Below are 20,852 nucleotides of genomic sequence, written 5' to 3' on the forward strand. Positions count from 1 at the left end.
AGGGAACCGGCCTTCGTGGCACGCGGGTTCAGAAGCCCACGGACCGCAGCGCGCCCAGGCCGACGTCCGCGTAGGAGTGCTTGCCGGAGACGAAGATGTTGACGCCGTAGTAGTTGAACAGCCAGCAGCCGAAGGCGAGCAGGGCCAGGTAGGCGGCCTTGCGGCCCTTCCAGCCGGCCGTCGCGCGGGCGTGCAGGTAGGAGGCGTAGGCGACCCAGGTGATGAAGGACCAGACCTCCTTGGGGTCCCAGCCCCAGTAGCGGCCCCAGGCGTCGCCGGCCCAGATGGCGCCCGCGATGATGGTGAACGTCCACAGCGGGAAGACGGCCGCGTTGACCCGGTAGGCGAACTTGTCGAGGGACGCGGCGGCGGGCAGCCGCTCCAGGACGGAGGTGGCGAAGCTGCCGGGCCTGCCGCCGCTCGCGAGCTTGTTCTCGTACGCGTCCTTGAACAGGTAGAGGATCACGCCGACCGCGCCCACGTAGAAGACCGCGCCGCACAGGATGGCCGTGGAGACGTGGATGTACAGCCAGTACGAGTGGAGGGCGGGGACCAGCTGGTCGCTCTCGGTGTAGAGGACGGTGACGGCCAGGCCGAGGTCGAGGAGGACCGAGGTGGTCAGGAACAGGCCGAGCCAGCGCACGTTCTTCTTCAGCGCCAGCAGCAGGAGGTACACGCCGACCGCGGTGGTGGAGAAGGTGATGTTGAACTCGTACATGTTGCCCCACGGCGCCCGCTCCACGGACAGCGCGCGGGTGAGCACGCCACCGAAGGCGAGGGCGAACGCGAGCACGGTGAGGGAGATGGCGATGCGCCCGTAGAGGTCGCCCTTCTCGTCCCCGCCGTGCGCTCCGGGCCCGTCGGGCACGTCCCGCGTTCCGGCCGCGGTGCGTACGACGACCTTCGGCCGCTCCAGTACGGCGGTGCCGCCGGCCTGCTTCACGGTGACGGCCGGCGCCTTCCCCGTCTGCGTCCTCGGGGTGAGGGCGGCGGCGGTGCGGGCGACCTTGCTGCGGCTGCCGAAGATCCACTCCGCGATGTACGCGAAGAAGGCGAGGGTGTAGACGGCCATCGCGGAGTAGATCAGCACGTTGCTGATCTCCGCGAGGTTCTCGTTGGTCGCGGCGGCCAGATCTGTTGCGGCGGCGAGAGTCACTTCTCAGCCCCTTCGGCAGGTACGGCTTCGGAATCGGTGGGACCGGACGGGTCCGGGGAGGGCTCGGGCGCGCCCGGCGCCTGGTCGTAGAGGATCCCGGCGAGGTCGCCGAGCTCCTCGGGCACCTTCGCGGACTCGCTGCGGCCGAGGCCGGCCATCTCGACGACGGTCGCACCGTCGTCGCCGCGCACCGCGCGCACCCACACACGGCGGCGCTGGATGAACAGGGAGGCGGCGAGACCGGCGATCGCGGCGACGGAGCCGCCGAGCGCCCAGCCGCCGCCCGGCTCCTGGACGACCTGGAAGCCGGCCCACTCCTTGACGTCCCTCTCGAAGGTGACCGAACCGGCGCCGTCCGGGAGCGTCATGGTCTCACCGGGCATGAGCAGCTTCTTGAACAGCTCGCCCTCGGAGTCCTTGAACTCCTTCATCTTGGTCTTGTCCATCTGGTACACGCTCTGCGGAATGCCGGAGTCGGCCTTCAGGTCGCCGTGGTAGGCGGAGAGCGCGAGCACCGGATAGTCCAGCGCGGGGAACTGGGAGAGCATCGTGCCGGTCGCGGAGCCGCCGAAGGTCGGCACGAAGAAGGCGTTGAAGCCGAGCTGCTCCTTCTCCCCCTTGGAGTTGCGGTAGCCGTCGAGGACCTTGACCACTCCGGAGGAGGTGACGTTGGCGTCGAGCGGCAGCAGCGGCACGGCGTCCTGGTAGACGATCCTCCCCCCGCCGTCGCGGACGGTGACGACGGGCGCGTAGCCGTGGCTGACGAGGTAGACCTTGGCGTCGCCGATCTCCAGCGGCTCGTTCACCTTGATGACGGCCGTCTTCTGCTCTCCGTCGGCCCCCTCGGCGTAGGTGACCTCGGACTGGTACGTGCGCGGGGTGCCCTTGTTGGGCCCGGTGCGCTCGTAGGTGCCGGTGAACTCCTTGACGTCGAAGCTGAACGGCACCAGGTCGTCGTTGGCGAAGAGGCTGCCGGACCTGAAGTCGTCGTACTGGGTGAGCGTGTTGGAGAAGCCGTCGCCCTCGACGATCAGCTTGTTGCCCTCGGACTTGAACAGCTGCCCCCAGCCGAAGGCGGTCAGCATCACGATCAGCGCGATGTGGAAGAGCAGGTTGCCGACCTCGCGCAGGTAGCCCTTCTCGGCGGCGACGGCGTCACCGGCGAGGTGGGCGCGGAAGCCGCGCTTCCTCAGCAGGGCGAGCGCGGCCTCGCGGACCTGCTCGGGGTCGGCCTCGGTGCGCCAGGTGGTGTGGGCGGGCAGCCGGGTCAGCCGGCGGGGGGCGCCCGGCGGGCGGCCGCGCAGCTGGCCCACGAACTGCCAGGTGCGGGGCACGATGCAGCCGATGAGCGAGACGAACAGCAGGATGTAGATCGCCGAGAACCACACCGAGCTGTAGACGTCGAACAGGCCGAGCTTGTCGTAGACGGGCGCGAGGACGTCGTGGCGCTCGCGGAAGTCGGCGACCGCCGTCTCGTCGATGCCGGTCTGCGGGATGAGCGAGCCGGGGATCGCGCCGAGCGACAGCAGCAGGAGCAGCAGCAGCGCGACCCGCATGGAGGTGAGCTGCCGCCAGAACCAGCGGGCCCAGCCGACGGCTCCGAGGGCGGGCAGGCTGGGCTGCTCCTCGGCGGGGGCGGTGGACAGCTGGGAGCCGGCGGCGTCGAGGTCCTGGTCGTCGGCGGGCTTGGGGGCGTCGTCGGTCGTTGTCTCGCTCATCGGGTCAGATCCCCACAGTGAAGCCGTTGGACCAGGTCTGCATCTCCGCCACGAGGCTGTCCCACACGCCGGTCAGCAGCAGCACACCGGTCACGATCATCATCGTGCCGCCGATGCGCAGGACCCAGACGTAGTGCCGCTTGACCCAGCCGAAGGCGCCCAGCGCCTTGCGGAAGGCCACGGCGGCGAGCACGAAGGGGACGCCCAGTCCCAGACAGTACGCGACGGTCAGTACGGCGCCGCGTCCGGCGCTCTCCTGCTGTGCGGAGAGGGTGAGCACGGAGGCGAGGGTGGGGCCGATACAGGGCGTCCAGCCGATGCCGAACAGGGCGCCGAGGACGGGGGCGCCGGCCAGCCCGGCAACCGGCCGCTTGTGGAAGCGGAACTCGCGCTGGGTGAGCCAGGGCATCAGTCCCATGAAGAAGACGCCCATGAGGATCATGAGAACGCCGAGCACCTTGGACAGGACGCCCGACTGTTCCTGCAGGGTCTGCCCGAAGTAGCCGAAGAAGGCGCCGCCGGAGACGAACACGACGGTGAAGCCGAGCACGAAGAGGGAGGCGCCGGCGACCATGCGCCCGCGCCGGGCCTCGGCCAGGTCGGTGCCGGAGACTCCGGTGACGTAGGAGAGGTAGCCGGGGACCAGCGGCAGCACGCAGGGCGAGAAGAAGGAGACGAGTCCGCCGAGCAGGGCGATGGGCAGGGCGACCAGCAGGGCGCCGTTGAGCACCGTGCCGTTGTAGCCCGTCTCGGCGGCGAGCGTGTGCAGGGCCGTCACGTCACTTCTCCGCGACGACCGGCTTGAGCATCTTCAGCAGGCGTTCCTCGCTGAGCGAGGTCAGCGAGCGGGCCGCGATCCTCCCCTCCCGGTCCAGGACCAGGGTGGAGGGGACGGCCTGCGGGTTGAGGGTGCCCTTCTCGAAGCGGAGCATCAGCTTGCCCGTGGGGTCGTACAGGCTCGGGTAGGGGATGCCGAAGTCCTTCTCGAAGGCGAGGGCGGCCGTGGTGCTGCCGTCCCGCGTGTTGATGCCGACGAACTGCACGTCCTGGTCGGCGTAGTCCTTGGCCACCTTGGCGAAGTACTTGGCCTCCGCGCGGCACGGGTTGCACCAGGAGCCCCAGACGTTGAGGACGACGACCTTGCCCTTGTAGTCGGCGACGTCGAGCTGCTCGCCCTCGAGCGTCTTCCCGGACAGCTCGGGCGCGGCGACCCGCTCGCCCTCGGCGACCGTGGAGATGCCGTCGGTGCCGGTGACGAAGTTGGTGTTGCCGCCCCCGCCGGACGTCCCGCCCGAGCCGCACGCGGAGACCAGCAGTGCGGCCGCGGCCACGCCGGCGGCCAGGGTGGCGCGACGGCGGACGCGGAGGGCGCGGTTCGAGCTGTGGGCGGCCCGGTTCGAGCGCTGGGGGGCGCGGCTGGCGGCACTCATGTGAAAAGTTTCGCATGTCCGTTCCGGGGATCTTGAGCACCCCCCGTGCGGGTGGAAAACCGCATTTCAGGCGGTGTCGCCGGCGCCCGTTCCGGTCGTGCTCCCGATGTCCTTCCCGAACGCCTTCCAGTCCCCGGCCGGTTCCTGGCCGACGTCCAGGGTGCGCAGCCGCTCCAGCACCTCCGGCTTCTGCACGTCCAGCCAGTCGGTGGACTGCCGGAAGGAGACGAGCCTCACGTCGCCGCCCTTCTCCTTCTCCCGCGCGATGTGCTTGAGCGCTTCCTCCACGGCGTCCATGCAGATGCCGCCGTTCCACTGCTCGAAGTGGTCGCCGAGGAAGAACGGCGCCCGGTTCGACCCGTAGGCCCGCTCGAAGCCGGATATGTACGCCCGGGTCACCTGCCGCCGCCGGCCCGGGTGGTTGTGGGCGGGCGCGTCGGTCGAGTTGACCGGCTGGTCGGCGAGGATGTTGCAGTCCATCGACAGGACCTCGAAGGAGCGGCCGGGGAACGGTATCCGCTGGAGCGGAAAGTCCCATACGCCCCGCTTCTTCGACGGCCAGACCTGACGGCCGCCGGGCGAGGAGGCGTCGTGGCGCCAGCCGAGCCCGCGGGCGGTGGGCAGCAGGTTGTCCCGGCCGAGCAGACAGGGCGTACGGCCGCCGACGAGTTCCCTGTCGTAGCCGAAGGGGAGCGGCTCCAGGTCGGTCCAGCCGGAGTTGGTCCGCCACTCCTTGACGAAGGACGTGGCCTGCTCGATCTCGCTGCGCCACTGCTGTGGCGTCCAGGTGCCGACGCTGCCGGAGCCGCCGCAGAAGTGGCCGTTGAAGTGGGTGCCGGTCTCGTGCCCCTCGAGCCATGCGCGGCGGAGGTTCCTCGGCGTGTCCTTGATGTGGCCGTCGGTGAGGTAGCCGATGCCGGAGGCGCCGCGCGGGTTGTTCGGGGGGTCGTAGAGCCGCTTCTTCGACTCGGGGAGCAGGTAGAGGCCCGAGAGGAGGAAGGTCATGGACGCGCCGTGCTCCTTGGCGAGGTCCAGGAAGCGCGGGAAGAGGCCGTTGCCGACCTCGCCGGCCCCGTCCCAGGAGAAGACGACGGACTGCGGCGGGGTCCGACCCGGCTCCAGCGGCACCGGCTCCTCGGGCTGGTGGGGCTGTACGCCGGTGAAGGAGGTGGAACCGTCACCGATCGGACGGACGGTCCTGGTCGGCTTCGGATCCGGCTTCGGACCAGGCGTCGGCGTTCCGGTCCGGTCGTCCCCGCCCGGACCGGAACCGCCGGGGCGGCCGGCGCCGACCGCGCCCTCGTGGCCGCCGCAGCCGGCCGGAGAGACCGCGGCGGCGGCCCCCGCCCCGAGCCCGAGCACTCCCCTGCGGATGAGACTGCGCAGGGCAACCCCGTTCGTCACGTCCTCTGGTGGTCACACGGTCAGAGGACGCGACGGAGCGGGGGGTTCCCGCCACATGCGGAGGTTTCGCGACGGGGTTCGAACCGGGCCTGCGCGCTGCGCTCCGGGGCCGTCCTACGCCCCGAACGCCTTGCCCTTCCCCTTCACCGGCTTGGCGCCCGCGAGCAGGTGCGCGGGGACGAGGTCGCGGGCCGGCTCGCTGTAGCCGACGGAGACGATCCTGTCCCCCCGGTAGGTGAAGGTGGTCAGCGAGGCGAGCGTGCACTGCCGCTTGCGCGGGTCGTGCCACAGCCGCCGCTTCTCGACGTAGGACCGCACGACCCAGATCGGCAGCTGGTGGCTGACCAGTACCGCCTCGTGTCCGCGCGCCGCGTCCTTGGCCGCGTTCAGCGCGCCCATCATGCGGACGACCTGGTCGACGTACGGCTCGCCCCAGGACGGCTTGAACGGGTTGACGACGTGCTTCCAGTTGGCCGGGCGGCGCAGCGCGCCGTCGCCGATGCCGAAGGTCTTGCCCTGGAAGACGTTCTCGGCCTCGATCAGCCGCTCGTCGGAGGCGATGTCCAGACCGTGCGCCTTGGCGATGGGCTCGGCCGTCTCCTGCGCCCGCTCCAGCGGGGAGGCGACGACGTACGCGATGTCGCGGGAGGCGAGGTGCTCGCCGACCCGGTCGGCCATGCGCCGGCCCAGCTCGGAGAGGTGGTAGCCGGCGAGACGGCCGTAGAGGACGCCGTCCGGGTTCTCGACCTCGCCGTGCCGCATCAGGTGGACGACGGTGACGTCGTCGTTCTTCTCCGGGGTGCTCACGCGGTCGCCTCCGCTGCCGCTCGGGCCGCCGCCGGGAGGGCGTCGGCGATCCGCTGGACGGCCCGCTCGTCGTGCGCGGTGGACACGAACCAGGACTCGAAGGACGACGGCGGCAGGTAGACGCCGTTCCCGAGGAGCGAGTGGAAGAACGCGGTGAAGCGGAACGACTCCTGCGCCCTGGCGTCCTCGTAGTTGCGCACCGGCCGGTCGGTGAAGAACACCGAGAACATGTTGGAGGCGTTCTGCAGCGTGTGCGCGACGCCCTCCTTGCCGAGCGCCTCGGTGACGAGGGACCGGATCTGCGCGGAGACGGCGTTCACCTTCTCGTACGCGGCGTCGTCGAGCAGCCGCAGCTGGGCGAGCCCGGCGGCGGTGGCGACGGGGTTCCCGGAGAGGGTGCCGGCCTGGTAGACGGGGCCGGCCGGGGCGAGGTGGCCCATGACGTCGGCGCGCCCGCCGAAGGCCGCGGCCGGGAAGCCGCCGCCCATCACCTTCCCGAAGGTCATCAGGTCGGGCCGGACGCCGTCGACGCCGTACCACCCCTCCCTGCTGGTCCGGAACCCCGTCATGACCTCGTCGGAGATGTACAGCGCCCCGTTCGCGGCGCACGCGTCCTTCAGCCCCTGGTTGAACCCGGGCAGCGGCGGCACGACGCCCATGTTGCCCGGGGACGCCTCGGTGATCACGCAGGCGATCTCGTCCGGGTGCGCGGCGAAGGCGGCGTGCACGGCGTCGAGGTCGTTGTACGGCAGGACGATGGTGTCGCCGGCCTGGGCACCGGTGACGCCGGGCGTGTCGGGGAGCGCGAACGTGGCGACCCCGGAGCCGGCGGAGGCGAGCAGCGAGTCGACGTGGCCGTGGTAGCAGCCGGCGAACTTGATCACCTTGGTGCGCCGCGTGAACCCGCGGGCGAGCCGGATCGCCGACATGGTGGCCTCGGTCCCGCTGGAGACCAGCCGCACCTGCTCCAGCGGATCGATCCGGGCGACCATCTCCTCGGCGAGCGCGACCTCGCCCTCACCGGGCGTGCCGAAGGACGTACCGCGGGCGACGGCCTCCTGCACGGCCGCGATCACCTCGGGGTGCGCGTGCCCGAGGATCATCGGCCCCCAGGAGCAGACCAGGTCGACGTACTCGCGTCCGTCGGCGTCGGTCAGGTACGGGCCGCTGCCCGACACCATGAACCGGGGCGTGCCGCCGACGGCGCGGAAGGCGCGCACCGGCGAGTTCACGCCGCCGGGCGTGACGGCCGCGGCACGGTCGAACAGCGCCTGCGAGACCGGGGCTTCATATGAATATGGCAGTTCGCTCATGACCTGCGACTTCTCCGACCTTATCCGACATTCCGGGGTTCTCCCGGCTCCGGGTGCGTATGACGTGTCCAGGGTAGGCCAGGGGCGACCTGCGGCATCCTGCCCCCGATCGGCCGTGATCTGCGAAACTGACGTTTGATACACACAGCTCACACGGCCGCGACCGGCCGGAGGCTGCGGACATCCCGCGGGCAGATGTTTCACCGCACGTTTCGGCGGGCGGCCGTGGGGGAGGTCACTGACACGATGATCGGGTTGCGCGGCGGGGGCCACGCGTCCTAGAAAAGCAGTCGGGTGGAGATATGCATCGCGGTGGCGGACTGGGCGAGGGGACCGATGACCTGGGTCCTCGACGTGCCCGGCGGGGAAGGCACCGACGCGAGGCGGAGAACACGGACGAGACACGACGGACGCGCGGTGAACCGGAGCGGACCGGCCCGCTGAGCGGGGCGGGGAGCAGGAATGGTGGTCGGGTGGGGGTGACGTACAAGTATTTCGGCGCGCCGGACGGCGCCACCGCGGCCCGCGTACCGATCTCGATGCGCCCCGAGGAGCTCGGCGGCGACGAGCTCGGCATGAACGGCATGTTCACCAAGATCAAGCCGGAGACCATGGCCGCGATGGTCCTCACCGGCATCGAGGGCGTTCCCCTGCACAAGGTCCCGCCCCTGGAACTGGTCGTCCTGCACCCCGACTACGCGGTCGTGAAACTTCCCATGACGGTCGTCGACCCCCTGCGCGGCATAGGCGAGGAGGCGGTCGGCGCGGCGGCCTTCATCTGGTCGACGGTCCCGGACCGCGGCGGTCCGCGCGACGCGTTCAACGTGTACCGACTGCTGCACGAGTGGCAGGACTTCTCGCACCGGCTGCACGAGGCGGGGCATCAGGCGTACTGCCTGGTGTGGCCCTGAGCTGGAACTTCACTGCTAGTGGGCGGGGTCTTCGGGCCTCGCCCTTTTCGGTGCCGGGGAGGGGCCGTCAGGCGGCCGGAGCACATCGGGGCGCGGGATCCCGCCGGGCGCCGATGTGCTCCGGGCGGCGGACGGGACGCCGGCGGGTTCCGTTCCCACGTCGGCGCCCCGGGGCGCGTGATCCGCCGCGCGGTACGGCGTGCACCTCGTGGCCGGCGGTCAGCGGGCGCTCCGCGGGGAGCGGACGGGGGCGGCGCTTCCGCCGAAGGCGCGCATGGCGAGGGCCCCGGCCAGGGGCCCGGGGGCGAGGAGGAGGAAGGCGTACTCCCAGCCGACGGCCTCGGCCAGCAGGGGGGTGAGCTGGATGCTGACCACGGTGAGGGCGAAGCCGATCGCGGTCTGGCCGGTGAGCGCCGTGCCGATGTAACGGTGGTCGGCGACCTCGCTCAGCGAGGTGGAGAACACCCCCGAGTCGGCGATCACGGCGGCGCCCCACAGTGCGCAGAAGGCGAACAGGAGCGGGGGCGGAGCGTGGAAGAGGAGCGGGGAGACCAGGCAGCACAGGCCGCTGAGGAGAAGCGCCGTGAGGGCGGCGGGCGAGCGGCCGAAGCGGTCCGCGCCCCAGCCGCCGAGCAGGCAGCCGGCCGCTCCGCCGAGTCCCATGGCGAGGAACACCGTGATCTCCACCGAGCCCGGGAGTCCTCCCGCGGCGGGGGCCGCCAGCAGGAAGGACGGGATCCAGGTCCACAGGGCGTAGAGCTCCCACATGTGCCCGAAGTAGCCGAGGTTGGCCAGGCGCGGCCCGCGTTCGGCGAACATGGCCAGCGCGTACCGGGGGTTGCGGGCGGGAGCGGACGACGCCCCGTGGGGGCCGGGCCGGACGAGGACCAGGGCGACGACGGAGCCCACGAGTCCGGCCGCCGCCGCGGTGAGCAGGACAGCGCGCCAGGGCAGGGAGCCCAGCCCGGCGATGAGGTGGGGAAGCGTGGAGCCGAGGGTGAGGGCGGCGATAAGGACGCCCATGGTCCTGCCCCGTCCGGCGCTGCCGGACCACGAGGCCATGAGCTTCATGCCGGTGGGGTAGACCCCGGCCAGGAACATCCCGGTCATGAAGCGCAGCGGGACGGCGACGGCCGGCCCGTCGGCGACCAGGGCCAGCACCACGGTGCAGGCGGCGGCCGCCGCGGCACTGGCGGCGAGCAGGCGCTGGGGCGGGACGCGGTCCGCCAGGTTCAGGGCGGTCGAGGCCACGGCCCCGGCGACGAAACCGAACTGCACGGAGGCCGTCAGCCACACCGCGCCGCCGGCCGTGAGTCCCCAGTCGTTGCGCAGGCCGGGGACCACCGCCGACATGGAGAACCACACGGCGAGGCCGAGCACCTGCACGGCGGCGATCGCACCGCGTCGCACCCCGGCGTTCACGGCTGCCCCCTCCCCTGGACCGGGACCTCGCTCCTGCGGCCCCGCTACGGCCGCGACCGACCTCTTCCGTCCGCCCGTCGGGCCGGCGTCCCGGGCCGTCACGGGGTGCGGACCCCGCGGGAGGTCGCCTGGCGGCGGGCCCGGAACCCGATCCGCGCGCAGAGCGCGATCGCGTCGGCGTTCGGCTCGGCCACGCGCGGGAGGGGACGTTCCCGCCGTGCCAGGAAGCGCGCGCCGAGCGCGCGCACCGGGCGCGCGGCGTGGCCGCGGCCACGTGCCTCGGGTGCGGTGCGGACGGCACGGATACCGGTCCGGCCGGGTCCAGCGACCACAGGTCGACGTCCGTCCCGAGCCACTCCAGCCGCCCGGCCGGCTGGTGCTGGAGCTCCGACTCGGCGGCGCTCCCGGTCACGCTGGGCACCGGGACCGGCTCCAGCAGGATCCACCCCCCGAGCCACCTCGTCGACCGCCGCCGACGCGGCGGCCTCCTCGTCGGTCAGCATGTCGCCCTCCCCTCGCCCGGGGACGGCGCTCCGCCCCCCTGCACCCATATCTGCACCCCACGATCCCCCGGCACGCCTGCCGTGCCCCGCGGGGCATCGGGCCGCAGGGGCGGCACGGGCGGGCCCGACGGCATCACGCGAGCGCCGGGCAGCGCGCGGCCCCGCCCCACCGAACCACAGCGCCCGGCTCACCACCACTCCGCCCGGCCGCTGCCCGCAGCCCCCGCTCACCCGTCCGTCGGCCGCCCGGCCACGCCCCCCACCGTGAACCCGGTCACCGTCCCCCCGCCCTCCCGCCGGAAGGCGTACGGCGCCCCGCCGTGGGCGAGCGCGACCTCCCGGACGATGGACAGACCGAGTCCCGACCCCGGCAGGGAACGCGCGTCGGCCGCGCGGTAGAAGCGGTCGAAGACGCGGGTCAGGTCGTCGTCGGCGATGCCGGGGCCGCGGTCGCGCACCTCCACCCGGACCGTGCCCGGGCGCGCCGGGCCCGCGACGTGGATCTCGACGGGGGCCCGGCCGTCCCGGTCGAACTTGACCGCGTTCTCCACCAGGTTGGACAGCGCCCGCGCGAGCATCCCGGGTCGCCCGTCGGTCGTGGTGTCGCCGCTCGCGCCCACCACGATCTCGCGCCCGGTGCGGCGCCGGGCGAGCCCCGCGACGTCCTCGGCGATGTCCGCGAGGTCGACCCGCTGCGGCGGCTCGGTGTCGGACTGCCCGGCCGCGAGGTCGACCAGCTCGTTGACCAGGTCGGTCAGTTCGCGGGCCTCCTGGGCGAGGTCGGTGACCAGTTCCTCGCGGGCGCCGGGCGGCAGCTCGTCGATGCGGCGCAGCAGGGAGATGTTGGTGCGCAGCGAGGTGAGCGGCGTGCGCAGCTCGTGCCCGGCGTCCTGGACCAGCCGGCGCTGGTCCTCCTCGGACTGGGCGAGCCGGCCCAGCATCCGGTCGAAGGCGCGGCCGAGGCGCCCCACCTCGTCGTAGCCGGCGACGGGCACCTGGATGCCGAGCCGGCGCGTGCGGGCGACGGCCTCTGCGGTGTGGGTGAGGACGACCAGGCGGCGGGTGATGCGCCGGGCCAGCCACCAGCCGAACAGCCCGGCGCCGACCACCACCGCCGCCATCAGGATCAGCGTGCGCCGCTGGAGCGCCCGCAGCAGGTCCTCGGTGTCGCTGAACTCCTGCGCGACCTGCACCGCGCCCCGCTCGCCGCCCAGTGCGACGGTCGCCACCCGGTACACGTCGTCGCCGACGTCGACGTCCGCGTGCACGACCACCCGCCCCGCGGTCGCGGCGCCCGCGATCCGCCGGTCGGCGTCGACCACCGGCAGCCCCGGGTCGCCGGGGTCGGCGACGCCGCCGTCCGGTCCGAGCACCTGCACGTCGGTGCGCGCGGGCCGCACCAGGTCGTGGCCGGGCGCGGCGGAGGAGAAGTCGTGCGGTGTCATCCGGTTCTCCCGGACCTCCTCCCGCAGGTCCTGCACGACCTCGTCGAACACGGACTGCTGGTCCACCCGCACCAGCCGGGCGGCGGCGCTGTACGACAGGATCCCGACCAGGACGGTGACGGTGGCGGTGACCGCGGCGAACGCCACCGCGAAGGTGGCCCCCAGGGACAGCAGCCGCAGCCGCCTGCGGGAGACCGGCCGCCCGTACGCCACTCAGCCCTCCCGCAGCACGTAACCCACTCCGCGCACGGTGTGGATCAGCTGCGGCGCGCCGGGCTCGTCGAGCTTGCGGCGCAGGTAGCCGACGTAGACGGCGAGGTTCTTGGAGCCGGGGCCGAAGTCGTAGCCCCAGATGCGGTCGTAGATGGTGGAGTGGTCCAGGACGATGCCCGCGTGGCGGATCAGCAGCTCCAGCAGCTCGAACTCGGTGCGGGTCAGCTCCAGTTCACGCCTCCCCCGCCAGGCCCGGCGCGCCTGCGGGTCCATGCGCAGTCCGGCCGCCTCCAGGAACCGGTGGGAGGTGTCCGGCTCCGCCACGGGCCCGGGGGCCGGCTCCACCGGGGCCGCCCGGCGCAGCAGCGCGCGCAGCCGGGCGAAGACCTCCTCGACGTCGAACGGCTTGACGACGTAGTCGTCGGCGCCCGCGTCCAGTCCCGCGATCCGGTCGGCGGTCTCCACCAGCGCGGTCAGCATCAGCACCGGTGTGCGGTCGCCCTCGGCGCGCAGCGCCCGGCACACCTGGAGTCCGTCGATGCCGGGCATCATCACGTCGAGGACCAGGATGTCGGGCCGGCTGCGGTGGGCCTGCGCGAGGGCATCGACGCCGTCGGCGACGGCCGTGACCCGGTAGCCCTCCAGGGTGAGGGCGCGTTCCAGGGCGTTGCGGATGGCGCGGTCGTCTTCGGCGAGCAGAACGGTGTGCGGCACGTGCCCAGTGTGCCAACCGCCGCCGCCCCGCGGCCCCGGCGGACGGCGCCGGGGACCGCTTCTTACCCGTATCTCACCCGGCGGACCGCAGCGCCGCCAGCCGCTCCTCGAACGGGGTGACCTCCTCGAAGGAGTCCCGCCGGGGCCGCGGGCGGGCGGTGGACAGCCCGGCCGTCAGCGCCGTCAGCTCCCCGGCCGCGCGTTCGATGCGGCCGTCCAGTCCCCCGGCACCCCAGTCCTCCGAGGCGGCGTAGACGCCGGTGGGGACGACGACGGCCTTGAGGTGGGAGAAGAGCGGCCGCAGCACGTGGTCCAGGACCAGCGAGTGCCGGGCCGTGCCGCCGGTCGCGGCGACCAGCACCGGCCTCCCGGTCAGGGCGTCCTCGTCGGTGGCGCTCAGCGCGTCGAAGAACGACTTGAACAGCCCGCTGTACGACGCCGAGAACACCGGAGTGACCACGATCAGCCCGTCGGCCCCGGCCACCGTGTCGAAGGCCTCGGACAGCGCCCGGCCCGGGAAGCCGTTGGTGAAGGTGTGCGCGATCTCGACGGCGAGGTCGCGCAGCTCGATCACCCGGACGTCGGCCGGGGCCTGCGCGGCGGCCGCGGCGGCGAGCCGGTCTCCGAGCAGCCGGGTGGAGGACGGGACGCCCAGTCCCGCCGAGACGACGACGAGCTTCATGCCTGTGCACCTTCCCCGGTCTTGGCTCCGGCCAGCAGCGAGCCGTGGGTGGGCGCGTCCGGCACGTCGGCCGGGCGGTTCCTGGCGAACTCCTCGCGCAGCACCGGCACGACCTCCTCGCCGAGCAGGTCGAGCTGTTCCAGCACGGTCTTCAGCGGCAGGCCCGCGTGGTCCATCAGGAACAGCTGGCGCTGGTAGTCGCCGGCGTACTCGCGGAACGACAGCGTCTTCTCGATGACCTGCTGCGGGGAGCCCACGGTCAGCGGGGTCTGCGCGGTGAACTCCTCCAGCGACGGCCCGTGCCCGTAGACCGGCGCGACGTCGAAGTACGGCCGGAACTCGCGCACCGCGTCCTGACTGTTCCTCCGCATGAACACCTGACCGCCGAGCCCGACGACCGCCTGCTCGGGGGCGCCGTGTCCGTAGTGGGCGTACCGGGTCCGGTACAGCTCGACCATGCGCTTGGTGTGGTCGGCCGGCCAGAAGATGTTGTTGTGGAAGAAGCCGTCGCCGTAGTACGCGGCCTGCTCGGCGATCTCCGGCGAGCGGATGGAGCCGTGCCAGACGAACGGCGGTACGCCGTCCAGCGGGCGGGGCGTGGAGGTGAAGCCCTGCAGCGGGGTGCGGAACTTCCCCTCCCAGTCGACGACGTCCTCGCGCCACAGCCGGTGCAGCAGGGCGTAGTTCTCGATCGCGAGGTTGATGCCCTGACGGATGTCCTGTCCGAACCAGGGGTAGACCGGGCCGGTGTTCCCGCGTCCCATCATCAGGTCCACCCGGCCGTCGGCCAGGTGCTGGAGCATCGCGAAGTCCTCGGCGATCTTCACCGGGTCGTTGGTGGTGATCAGGGTGGTGGAGGTGGAGAGGACCAGCTTCTCGGTGCGGGCGGCGATGTAGCCGAGCATGGTGGTCGGCGAGGACGGCACGAACGGCGGGTTGTGGTGCTCACCGGTCGCGAAGACGTCCAGGCCCACCTCCTCGGCCTTCAGCGCGATGGCGACCATGGCCTTGATCCGCTCGCGCTCGGTCGGCGTACGTCCCGTGGTCGGGTCGGGCGTGACATCCCCGACGCTGAAGATCCCGAACTGCATGGCCGCTCACCCTCCAGGTTGTTTACGCTTCAACTATACCCCTGGAACGACTCCCCGCCCCCTCCTATTCCACCCCCGGCCGGACGCCTACGGCACCAGCACCAACCGCCCCCGCACCCCGTACCCCGTCCGCCCTCCGCCCCCAGTCAGCCGTCAGCCACCCTCCGGCAGCCGCGCGTGCGCCTTCACCGCGTCGGCCGGCGGACACGTCCCCGAGACCCGCAGCACGAGCACCCCCTCGCCCACCGGCCGGGCCCCGCCGGCGGCCACCCCGCCGGCAGCCACCCGCACCCCGCGCCCCGCCGTCGGCGCCGCCTGCGGGATCACGCCGGCGTACGCGCCCCCGCCCCGCACCCACGCCGGCGCCCACCCACCGTTTCCGGGAGCGTCCCACCGGTCCACGGCCTCGCGCGCCCCACCCGTGATCCGCTTCCCACCCGGGGACCACCCGTCCCCCGCCCCGCCGGACCCCCGGCCTATGCTGGCCGCGCAGGTCCCGACCGCGAGCCAGCACGCCCGAGGAGCAGCCCATGGCCACCGCCGTACCGCCCGCCGCGTCCCGTATCGCCGTCGTCACGGGTGCGAGCAGCGGGATCGGCGCCGCCACGGCCCGCCGGCTCGCCGAGGCCGGCTACCGCGTCGTCCTCACCGCCCGCCGCAAGGACCGCATCGAGGCACTCGCCGAAGAGATCACCGCGGCCGGCCACGCGGCGACGGCCTACCCGCTCGACGTCACCGACCGCGCCGCCGTCGACGAGTTCGCCACCGCCTTCAGGACCGTCGGTGTCCTCGTCAACAACGCCGGCGGAGCGCTCGGCGCCGACCCGGTCGCCACCGGCGACCCGGACCAGTGGCGCACGATGTACGAGACGAACGTCCTCGGCACCCTCAACCTCACCCAGGCCCTGCTGCCCAAGCTGGACGCGAGCGGCGACGGCACGGTCGTCGTCGTCTCCTCCACCGCCGGACACGCCACCTACGAGGGCGGCGCGGGCTACGTCGCCGCCAAGCACGGCGCGCACGTCCTCGCCGAGACCCTGCGCCTGGAGATCGTCGGCCGTCCGGTGCGCGTCATCGAGATCGCGCCCGGCATGGTCAGGACCGAGGAGTTCGCCCTCACCCGCTTCGGCGGCGACGCGGAGAAGGCCGCCAAGGTCTACCAGGGCGTCGCCGAACCCCTCACGGCCGACGACGTCGCCGACACCATCACCTGGGCGGTCACCCGCCCGCCCCACGTCAACATCGACCTGGTGATCGTCCGCCCCCGCGCCCAGGCCTCCAACACCAAGGTCCACCGGGAGCCCTGATGCCCGACAGCGAACAGCGCCGCCTGGCCCTGGAGAAGAAGCGCGAACGCTACGTCTGGTACCACCTCGGCTACTTCCTCTTCGGCATCCACATCGTCGCCTTCGTCATGATCCACGCGGTGACGCACGCGAAGTAGCGGCCCCGCAGGGGACCGCCCTCCTCGCGTCAGCCCTTCACGCAGACGACCTGCTTCAGCTTCGCGACGACCTCCACGAGGTCCCGCTGCTGGTCGATGACCTGCTCGATCGGCTTGTACGCGCCCGGGATCTCGTCCACGACACCGGAGTCCTTGCGGCACTCCACGCCCCGCGTCTGCTCCTCCAGGTCCTTCGTCGAGAACCGCCGCTTCGCCGCGTTGCGGCTCATCCGCCGGCCGGCGCCGTGCGACGCCGAGTGGAAGGACGCGGCGTTGCCGAGGCCCTTGACGATGTACGAACCCGTGCCCATGGAACCCGGGATGATCCCGTACTCGCCGGCTCCCGCGCGGATCGCGCCCTTGCGGGTCACCAGCAGGTCCATGCCGTCGTAGCGCTCCTCGGACACGTAGTTGTGGTGCGCGCTGATCTCCGGCTCGAAGGCGGGCCCGGCCTTCTTGAACTCCTTGCGGACCACGTCCTTCAGGAGCGCCATCATGATCGAGCGGTTGTACTTCGCGTACTCCTGCGCCCAGAACAGGTCGTTGCGGTACGCCGCCATCTGCGGGGTGTCCGCGACGAAGACGGCGAGGTCGCGGTCGACCAGGTTCTGGTTGTGCGGGAGCTTCCGGGCGACGCCGATGTGGTGCTCGGCCAGTTCCTTGCCGATGTTGCGGGAACCGGAGTGCAGCATCAGCCAGACGGAACCCGTCGTATCCACGCAGACCTCGACGAAGTGGTTGCCCGATCCGAGCGTCCCCATCTGCTTCGTGGCACGTTCCTGACGGAACTTGACCGCATCCGCCACCCCACCGAACCGTCCCCAGAAGTCGTCCCAGCCGCCGGCCGCGAAGGCGTGGAAGCGGGACGGGTCGACCGGGTCGTCGTGCATGCCCCGCCCGACCGGGATCGCCTGCTCGATCTTCGACCGCAGCCGCGACAGATCGCCGGGCAGGTCGTTCGCCGTCAGGGACGTCCGCACCGCCGACATGCCGCAGCCGATGTCGACACCCACCGCCGCCGGGCACACCGCGCCCCGCATCGCGATCACCGACCCGACCGTCGCGCCCTTGCCGTAGTGCACGTCCGGCATCACGGCCAGGCCCTTGATCCACGGCAGGGTGGCGACGTTCCGCAGCTGCTGGAGGGCGCCCTCCTCCACCGTCGCCGGATCCGTCCACATCCGGATCGGCACCTTCGCACCCGGCAGTTCCACGTACGGCATGACGTCCTCGTTCCCCCAGAAAGCCAACAGAAGTCTCGAATCGCAAAACCGGTGCCAAGGTCGGCGAAAAGGGACGACGGACCGGCGTCCACGGCAGTGCGTGCGATACACATTGTCTGCAGGGGGCGCCCCCGTGCGGCAAGCGATTAACCAGCGGGGACACTGGGGAGACCCGGCGGGCACCGGCCCGCACCCACCGTCGAGAGGAGCCCGACCGTGCAGCGGAAGGCGTACGTACCCGGCGTCGTCGTGCTCCTGGCGGCCGTCCTGGCCGGCTGCACCGGCAGCCCGGACGACGGCGGCCGGTCGGACGATTCCAACCCGGGAAGCGCCGGCACGGCCACCCAGGCCGCCCAGCCCGGCAAGTACGCCACGCTCCCCGAGCCCTGTGGCGTGGTCGAGGACACGACGCTCGACCAACTCCTGCCCGGCATCGCGGAGATGACCGACGAGGCGCAGCGCGAGAAGGCGTACACGGGCGAGGCGACCCTCACGTACGACACCGACCGCAAGGTGGGCTGCCGCTGGAAGGTGGAGTCTGCGGCGGCGACCGACCACCTGCTGGTCGACTTCGAGCGGGTCGTCTCCTACGACAACGCCGTCAGCGACGACGCCCGGGCCGGGGAACTCTTCGCGACCAAGCGGGAGGCGGCGCAGCTCCCGGAGCCGACGATGACGGCCACGGAGACCGGCACTCCCTCCACCGGTCCTTCCACGGAGCCGAGTTCGTCCCCCTCGTCCGGGTCGTCCACCGCCTCGCCGTCCACCGCCCCCTCCGACCTCCAGCCCCGTCTCCTGGAGGACCTGGGCGACGAGGCGTTCCTCGACGACGAGCTGAGCAGCTCCGGTTCGACCGCCGAGCAACGCACGGTGACTGTGGCGTTCCGCACGTCCAACGTGATCGTGACCGTCGAGTACGCGGAGCAGCCGATGACCGTCGGCGTCGTCCCGGACAGCAAGGAACTGCAGGACAGGGCGCGGAAACTCGCCTCCGAGCTGGCCGACTCGCTGGGCGGCTGAGCCCGGTCCACGGTCCCCTCGCCCCCGCGCGCGAAGCACCCGAAGAGGGACCGCACGGGTGGCCCACCGCGTACCGTGACCCCTCGGATCCCGTTCCGACCGCAGGGAACACGAGCGTCATGAGTGAAGGAACCATGCAGCGACGAGCACAGCGAGAGCAGCCCGAGCGAGCGAAGCGCCTTACCCGCGTTCTTGTCTGCGCGGCAGCCGTCCCCGTGATGCTGGTCGCCGCCGGCTGCTCCTCGGACTCCGGCTCCGACGAGGGCGGGGACAAGGGCGCCTCCGCCTCCGCCTCGCAGTCCGCGAGCCCGTCCCCGACGGTGCGGCCGGCGGCGTACGAGACGCTCCCGGAGGCGTGCTCGGTGCTGTCCGAGAAGACCCTGGACGACCTGGCGCCGAAGGCGAAGTCCGGCAAGGAAGGCCCCTCGGACGACGTCTCCACCCGGGGCAGCTGCTCCTGGAACAGCCTGGACAACAACGGTGTGAAGGGCTCGCAGTTCCGCTGGCTGAACGTGTCGCTGCTGCGCTTCGACTCGGACACCACCCGCGGTCCGGGCGACGAACTCGCCCAGGACTACTACGACAAGCAGGTGCGGGACGCGCAGTCGGCCGAGGGCGCGAAGAACACCGAGTCCGAGCCGGTCGCCGGGACCGGCGACGAGGCGACCGCGGTGCGCTACGACCTGAAGAAGGAGGGCACCTTCAAGCAGCAGACGGTCGTGGCACGCGTCGAGAACGTGGTCGTCACCGTCGACTACAACGGCGCCGGGCTCGCCGGTGACAAGACGCCGGACGCCGACGACCTGATGAAGGGCGCGCAGAAGGCGGCGAAGGAGGCGGTGGCCTCGGTGACGGAGGCGAACGGCACGGATGCCGCGTCGTCCCCGTCGGCCTCGAAGTCCCCTTCCGCGTCCGCCTCGAAGGCGTCGAGCAAGGACTGACGCGGCCCCGAACCGGAACCGGCCACCCGTCCTCCGTACACATGTGCCACTCTGTTGCGCGCAACGACATGCACTGGGAGGGGAGTACGGGTGGCCGCGCCACTGCAGCTGACACGGATGCACCGGGTTCTCATCGGCGTGGTCGTCTTCGGTGCCGTGATCATCGCCGGAATCGGCTTCGCGGGTTCGTACGCGGCCGTCCGTGAGCTCGCCCTGCAGAAGGGGTTCGGGAACTTCAGCTACGTCTTCCCGATCGGCATCGACGCCGGCATCTGCGTCCTGCTGGCCCTGGACCTGCTGCTGACCTGGATCCGCATCCCGTTCCCGCTGCTGCGGCAGACGGCGTGGCTGCTGACGGCGGCGACGATCGCGTTCAACGGCGCCGCGGCGTGGCCCGACCCGCTCGGTGTGGGCATGCACGGCGTGATCCCGGTGCTGTTCGTGGTCTCGGTGGAGGCGGCCCGGCACGCGATCGGGCGCATCGCCGACATCACCGCCGACAAGCACATGGAGGGCGTCCGGCTCACCCGCTGGATGCTGTCGCCGGTGCCGACGTTCCTGCTGTGGCGCCGGATGAAACTGTGGGAGCTGCGCTCCTACGAGCAGGTGATCAAGCTGGAGCAGGAGCGCCTGGTCTACCAGGCCCGCCTGCGCTCCCGCTTCGGCCGCGCCTGGCGCCGCAAGGCCCCGGTCGAGTCCCTGATGCCGCTCCGCCTCGCCAGGTACGGCGTCCCCCTGGCCGAAACGGCCCCGGCGGGCCTGGCGGCGGCGGGCATAGAGCCGACGCTGCTGCCCCCGGCGCCGGAGTTCGAGGCGACCGCGGACGCAGCCGCGGGCAGTCGTGCCGCTGGGGCGCTGGAGGCCCCCCCGCTCGAGCGGAGCCGGGAGCGGCAGAGGGTGGGCGCGGCTCCTCACAGCGAGCAGCGCCTGGAACTCGAGGGCGACCAGGGCCCCGAGCCGCAGGAGGACGCGGCCGGCAATCCGTGGCTGCACGCCCGCGACCCGCAGACCGTCGAGTACCACGGCGGCTACGACCCCACCTACGACCCCGACGAGGAGTACGCCCGCTGGTACGCGGAACAACAGCAGGCCGAGCAGTACCAGGACCAGTACCAGGAGGAGCCGCCCCTCCAGGAGCCCTCCCCGGAGGAGACCGGCAGCTTCCCCATCCCGGTGGTCCCCGGACGCACCCGCGAACTGGGCGAGGGAGGCGGCACCCCCGCCTCCGTCCCGGACGAGGAGGCGTACTACCAGGTGTTCCGTCAGTCGATAGACGGCAGCTACCCCACCCCCCGCGTGCTCGGTGACAACATCCAGGCGACCTACGGCACGACGCTGAACCCGAGCGAGCTGAAGGCCCTCGCCGAACGCTTCCAGGCGCGCCACACGGCGGAACTGGAAGAGGACCACATCGC

At 72.1% G+C, this 20,852-nt stretch carries 20 protein-coding genes; 6 read left to right on the plus strand and 14 right to left on the minus strand.

The window, feature by feature from the left end:
- Nucleotides 1-28 precede the first annotated feature (28 nt).
- The 7 genes from ccsB to hemL all read right to left on the minus strand — a co-directional run bounded on the left by ccsB (nucleotide 29) and on the right by hemL (nucleotide 7,828).
- Entirely contained in the window at nucleotides 29-1,156 is a 1,128-nt protein-coding gene (gene ccsB, locus KYY02_RS15740; protein ID WP_371238566.1) for a c-type cytochrome biogenesis protein CcsB, read from the minus strand.
- Nucleotides 1,153-2,874: a cytochrome c biogenesis protein ResB gene (gene resB / locus KYY02_RS15745; protein WP_371238567.1), complete on the minus strand. Its 1,722-nt coding sequence runs from the start codon at nucleotides 2,872-2,874 to the stop codon at nucleotides 1,153-1,155. Before resB ends, ccsB begins: the two co-directional genes overlap by 4 nt.
- Nucleotides 2,875-2,878: 4 nt before the next feature.
- Nucleotides 2,879-3,652 carry a cytochrome c biogenesis CcdA family protein gene (locus KYY02_RS15750; protein WP_371238568.1) on the minus strand — a complete coding sequence of 258 codons (774 nt, stop codon included), beginning with the start codon at nucleotides 3,650-3,652 and terminating at the stop codon, nucleotides 2,879-2,881.
- Nucleotide 3,653: 1 nt separating this feature from the next.
- A complete protein-coding gene (locus tag KYY02_RS15755) occupies nucleotides 3,654-4,304 on the minus strand; it encodes a TlpA family protein disulfide reductase (RefSeq protein WP_371238569.1) in 651 nt (216 codons plus the stop codon).
- 66 nt (nucleotides 4,305-4,370) lie between these two features.
- Nucleotides 4,371-5,666, minus strand: coding sequence for a polysaccharide deacetylase family protein (locus tag KYY02_RS15760; RefSeq protein ID WP_371238592.1), 1,296 nt, complete (start codon nucleotides 5,664-5,666; stop codon nucleotides 4,371-4,373).
- Between the two features lie 156 nt (nucleotides 5,667-5,822).
- Entirely contained in the window at nucleotides 5,823-6,470 is a 648-nt protein-coding gene (locus tag KYY02_RS15765; protein ID WP_371238593.1) for a histidine phosphatase family protein, read from the minus strand.
- 41 nt (nucleotides 6,471-6,511) lie between these two features.
- The gene (gene hemL / locus KYY02_RS15770) at nucleotides 6,512-7,828 is read right to left on the minus strand and encodes a glutamate-1-semialdehyde 2,1-aminomutase (protein WP_371238571.1); all 1,317 of its coding nucleotides are present in this window, start codon (nucleotides 7,826-7,828) and stop codon (nucleotides 6,512-6,514) included.
- Between the two features lie 302 nt (nucleotides 7,829-8,130).
- Here hemL and KYY02_RS15775 point away from each other — a divergent pair, with 302 nt between their 5' ends.
- On the plus strand, nucleotides 8,131-8,739 hold the full coding sequence (locus tag KYY02_RS15775; protein WP_371238572.1) for a hypothetical protein: 609 nt from the start codon (nucleotides 8,131-8,133) through the stop codon (nucleotides 8,737-8,739).
- 219 nt (nucleotides 8,740-8,958) lie between these two features.
- Here the strand turns inward: KYY02_RS15775 and KYY02_RS15780 are convergent, their stop codons facing one another.
- The 6 genes from KYY02_RS15780 to KYY02_RS15805 all read right to left on the minus strand — a co-directional run bounded on the left by KYY02_RS15780 (nucleotide 8,959) and on the right by KYY02_RS15805 (nucleotide 14,809).
- On the minus strand, nucleotides 8,959-10,161 hold the full coding sequence (locus KYY02_RS15780) for an MFS transporter (protein WP_371238573.1): 1,203 nt from the start codon (nucleotides 10,159-10,161) through the stop codon (nucleotides 8,959-8,961).
- Between the two features lie 98 nt (nucleotides 10,162-10,259).
- Nucleotides 10,260-10,712 carry a GNAT family N-acetyltransferase gene (locus tag KYY02_RS15785; protein ID WP_371238574.1) on the minus strand — a complete coding sequence of 151 codons (453 nt, stop codon included), beginning with the start codon at nucleotides 10,710-10,712 and terminating at the stop codon, nucleotides 10,260-10,262.
- A 179-nt stretch (nucleotides 10,713-10,891) separates the two neighbouring features.
- Nucleotides 10,892-12,322, minus strand: coding sequence for a sensor histidine kinase (locus tag KYY02_RS15790; protein WP_371238575.1), 1,431 nt, complete (start codon nucleotides 12,320-12,322; stop codon nucleotides 10,892-10,894).
- Complete coding sequence (locus tag KYY02_RS15795; RefSeq protein ID WP_371238576.1) at nucleotides 12,323-13,036, minus strand: response regulator transcription factor; 714 nt, start codon at nucleotides 13,034-13,036, stop codon at nucleotides 12,323-12,325.
- A 73-nt stretch (nucleotides 13,037-13,109) separates the two neighbouring features.
- Nucleotides 13,110-13,718 (minus strand): FMN reductase, encoded by a 609-nt coding sequence (locus KYY02_RS15800; RefSeq protein WP_371238577.1) that lies wholly within the window; start codon nucleotides 13,716-13,718, stop codon nucleotides 13,110-13,112.
- Nucleotides 13,715-14,809: an LLM class flavin-dependent oxidoreductase gene (locus KYY02_RS15805; RefSeq protein ID WP_371238578.1), complete on the minus strand. Its 1,095-nt coding sequence runs from the start codon at nucleotides 14,807-14,809 to the stop codon at nucleotides 13,715-13,717. The genes KYY02_RS15800 and KYY02_RS15805 overlap by 4 nt, the downstream gene beginning before the upstream one ends.
- Before the next feature lie 530 nt (nucleotides 14,810-15,339).
- On the opposite strand from KYY02_RS15805, the gene KYY02_RS15810 reads away from it, so the two are divergent.
- Together KYY02_RS15810 and KYY02_RS15815 are read left to right on the plus strand one after the other, a co-directional pair.
- Entirely contained in the window at nucleotides 15,340-16,116 is a 777-nt protein-coding gene (locus KYY02_RS15810; protein WP_371238579.1) for an SDR family NAD(P)-dependent oxidoreductase, read from the plus strand.
- Nucleotides 16,020-16,253: a hypothetical protein gene (locus tag KYY02_RS15815; RefSeq protein WP_371238594.1), complete on the plus strand. Its 234-nt coding sequence runs from the start codon at nucleotides 16,020-16,022 to the stop codon at nucleotides 16,251-16,253. Before KYY02_RS15810 ends, KYY02_RS15815 begins: the two co-directional genes overlap by 97 nt.
- Before the next feature lie 29 nt (nucleotides 16,254-16,282).
- On the opposite strand, the gene KYY02_RS15820 is transcribed toward KYY02_RS15815, so the two are convergent.
- A complete protein-coding gene (locus KYY02_RS15820; RefSeq protein WP_371238580.1) occupies nucleotides 16,283-17,476 on the minus strand; it encodes an RtcB family protein in 1,194 nt (397 codons plus the stop codon).
- A 216-nt stretch (nucleotides 17,477-17,692) separates the two neighbouring features.
- On the opposite strand from KYY02_RS15820, the gene KYY02_RS15825 reads away from it, so the two are divergent.
- From KYY02_RS15825 to KYY02_RS15835, 3 genes are all read left to right on the plus strand, one after another.
- Entirely contained in the window at nucleotides 17,693-18,496 is an 804-nt protein-coding gene (locus KYY02_RS15825) for a DUF3558 domain-containing protein (protein ID WP_371238581.1), read from the plus strand.
- A 119-nt stretch (nucleotides 18,497-18,615) separates the two neighbouring features.
- A complete protein-coding gene (locus KYY02_RS15830) occupies nucleotides 18,616-19,437 on the plus strand; it encodes a DUF3558 family protein (protein WP_371238582.1) in 822 nt (273 codons plus the stop codon).
- A 90-nt stretch (nucleotides 19,438-19,527) separates the two neighbouring features.
- On the plus strand, nucleotides 19,528-20,852 hold a 1,325-nt coding region (locus tag KYY02_RS15835), incomplete at its 3' end, for a DUF2637 domain-containing protein (protein WP_371238583.1).

Origin of the sequence: Streptomyces pimonensis (assembly GCF_041380215.1) — a bacterium.
In the GTDB taxonomy this organism is placed as follows: domain Bacteria; phylum Actinomycetota; class Actinomycetes; order Streptomycetales; family Streptomycetaceae; genus Streptomyces; species Streptomyces pimonensis.

What these genes read in the sequence shown, in the direction of transcription:
- KYY02_RS15805 (WP_371238578.1), bottom strand. Translation starts at nt 14,809, where the DNA reads ATGCAGTTCGGGATCTTCAGCGTCGGGGATGTCACGCCCGACCCGACC.
- KYY02_RS15810 (WP_371238579.1), top strand. Translation starts at nt 15,340, where the DNA reads ATGGCCACCGCCGTACCGCCCGCCGCGTCCCGTATCGCCGTCGTCACG.
- KYY02_RS15765 (WP_371238593.1), bottom strand. Translation starts at nt 6,470, where the DNA reads ATGCGGCACGGCGAGGTCGAGAACCCGGACGGCGTCCTCTACGGCCGT.
- KYY02_RS15830 (WP_371238582.1), top strand. Translation starts at nt 18,616, where the DNA reads ATGAGTGAAGGAACCATGCAGCGACGAGCACAGCGAGAGCAGCCCGAG.
- hemL (WP_371238571.1), bottom strand. Translation starts at nt 7,828, where the DNA reads ATGAGCGAACTGCCATATTCATATGAAGCCCCGGTCTCGCAGGCGCTG.
- resB (WP_371238567.1), bottom strand. Translation starts at nt 2,874, where the DNA reads ATGAGCGAGACAACGACCGACGACGCCCCCAAGCCCGCCGACGACCAG.
- KYY02_RS15820 (WP_371238580.1), bottom strand. Translation starts at nt 17,476, where the DNA reads ATGCCGTACGTGGAACTGCCGGGTGCGAAGGTGCCGATCCGGATGTGG.
- KYY02_RS15775 (WP_371238572.1), top strand. Translation starts at nt 8,131, where the DNA reads ATGCATCGCGGTGGCGGACTGGGCGAGGGGACCGATGACCTGGGTCCT.
- KYY02_RS15785 (WP_371238574.1), bottom strand. Translation starts at nt 10,712, where the DNA reads ATGGGTGCAGGGGGGCGGAGCGCCGTCCCCGGGCGAGGGGAGGGCGAC.
- KYY02_RS15755 (WP_371238569.1), bottom strand. Translation starts at nt 4,304, where the DNA reads ATGAGTGCCGCCAGCCGCGCCCCCCAGCGCTCGAACCGGGCCGCCCAC.
- KYY02_RS15800 (WP_371238577.1), bottom strand. Translation starts at nt 13,718, where the DNA reads ATGAAGCTCGTCGTCGTCTCGGCGGGACTGGGCGTCCCGTCCTCCACC.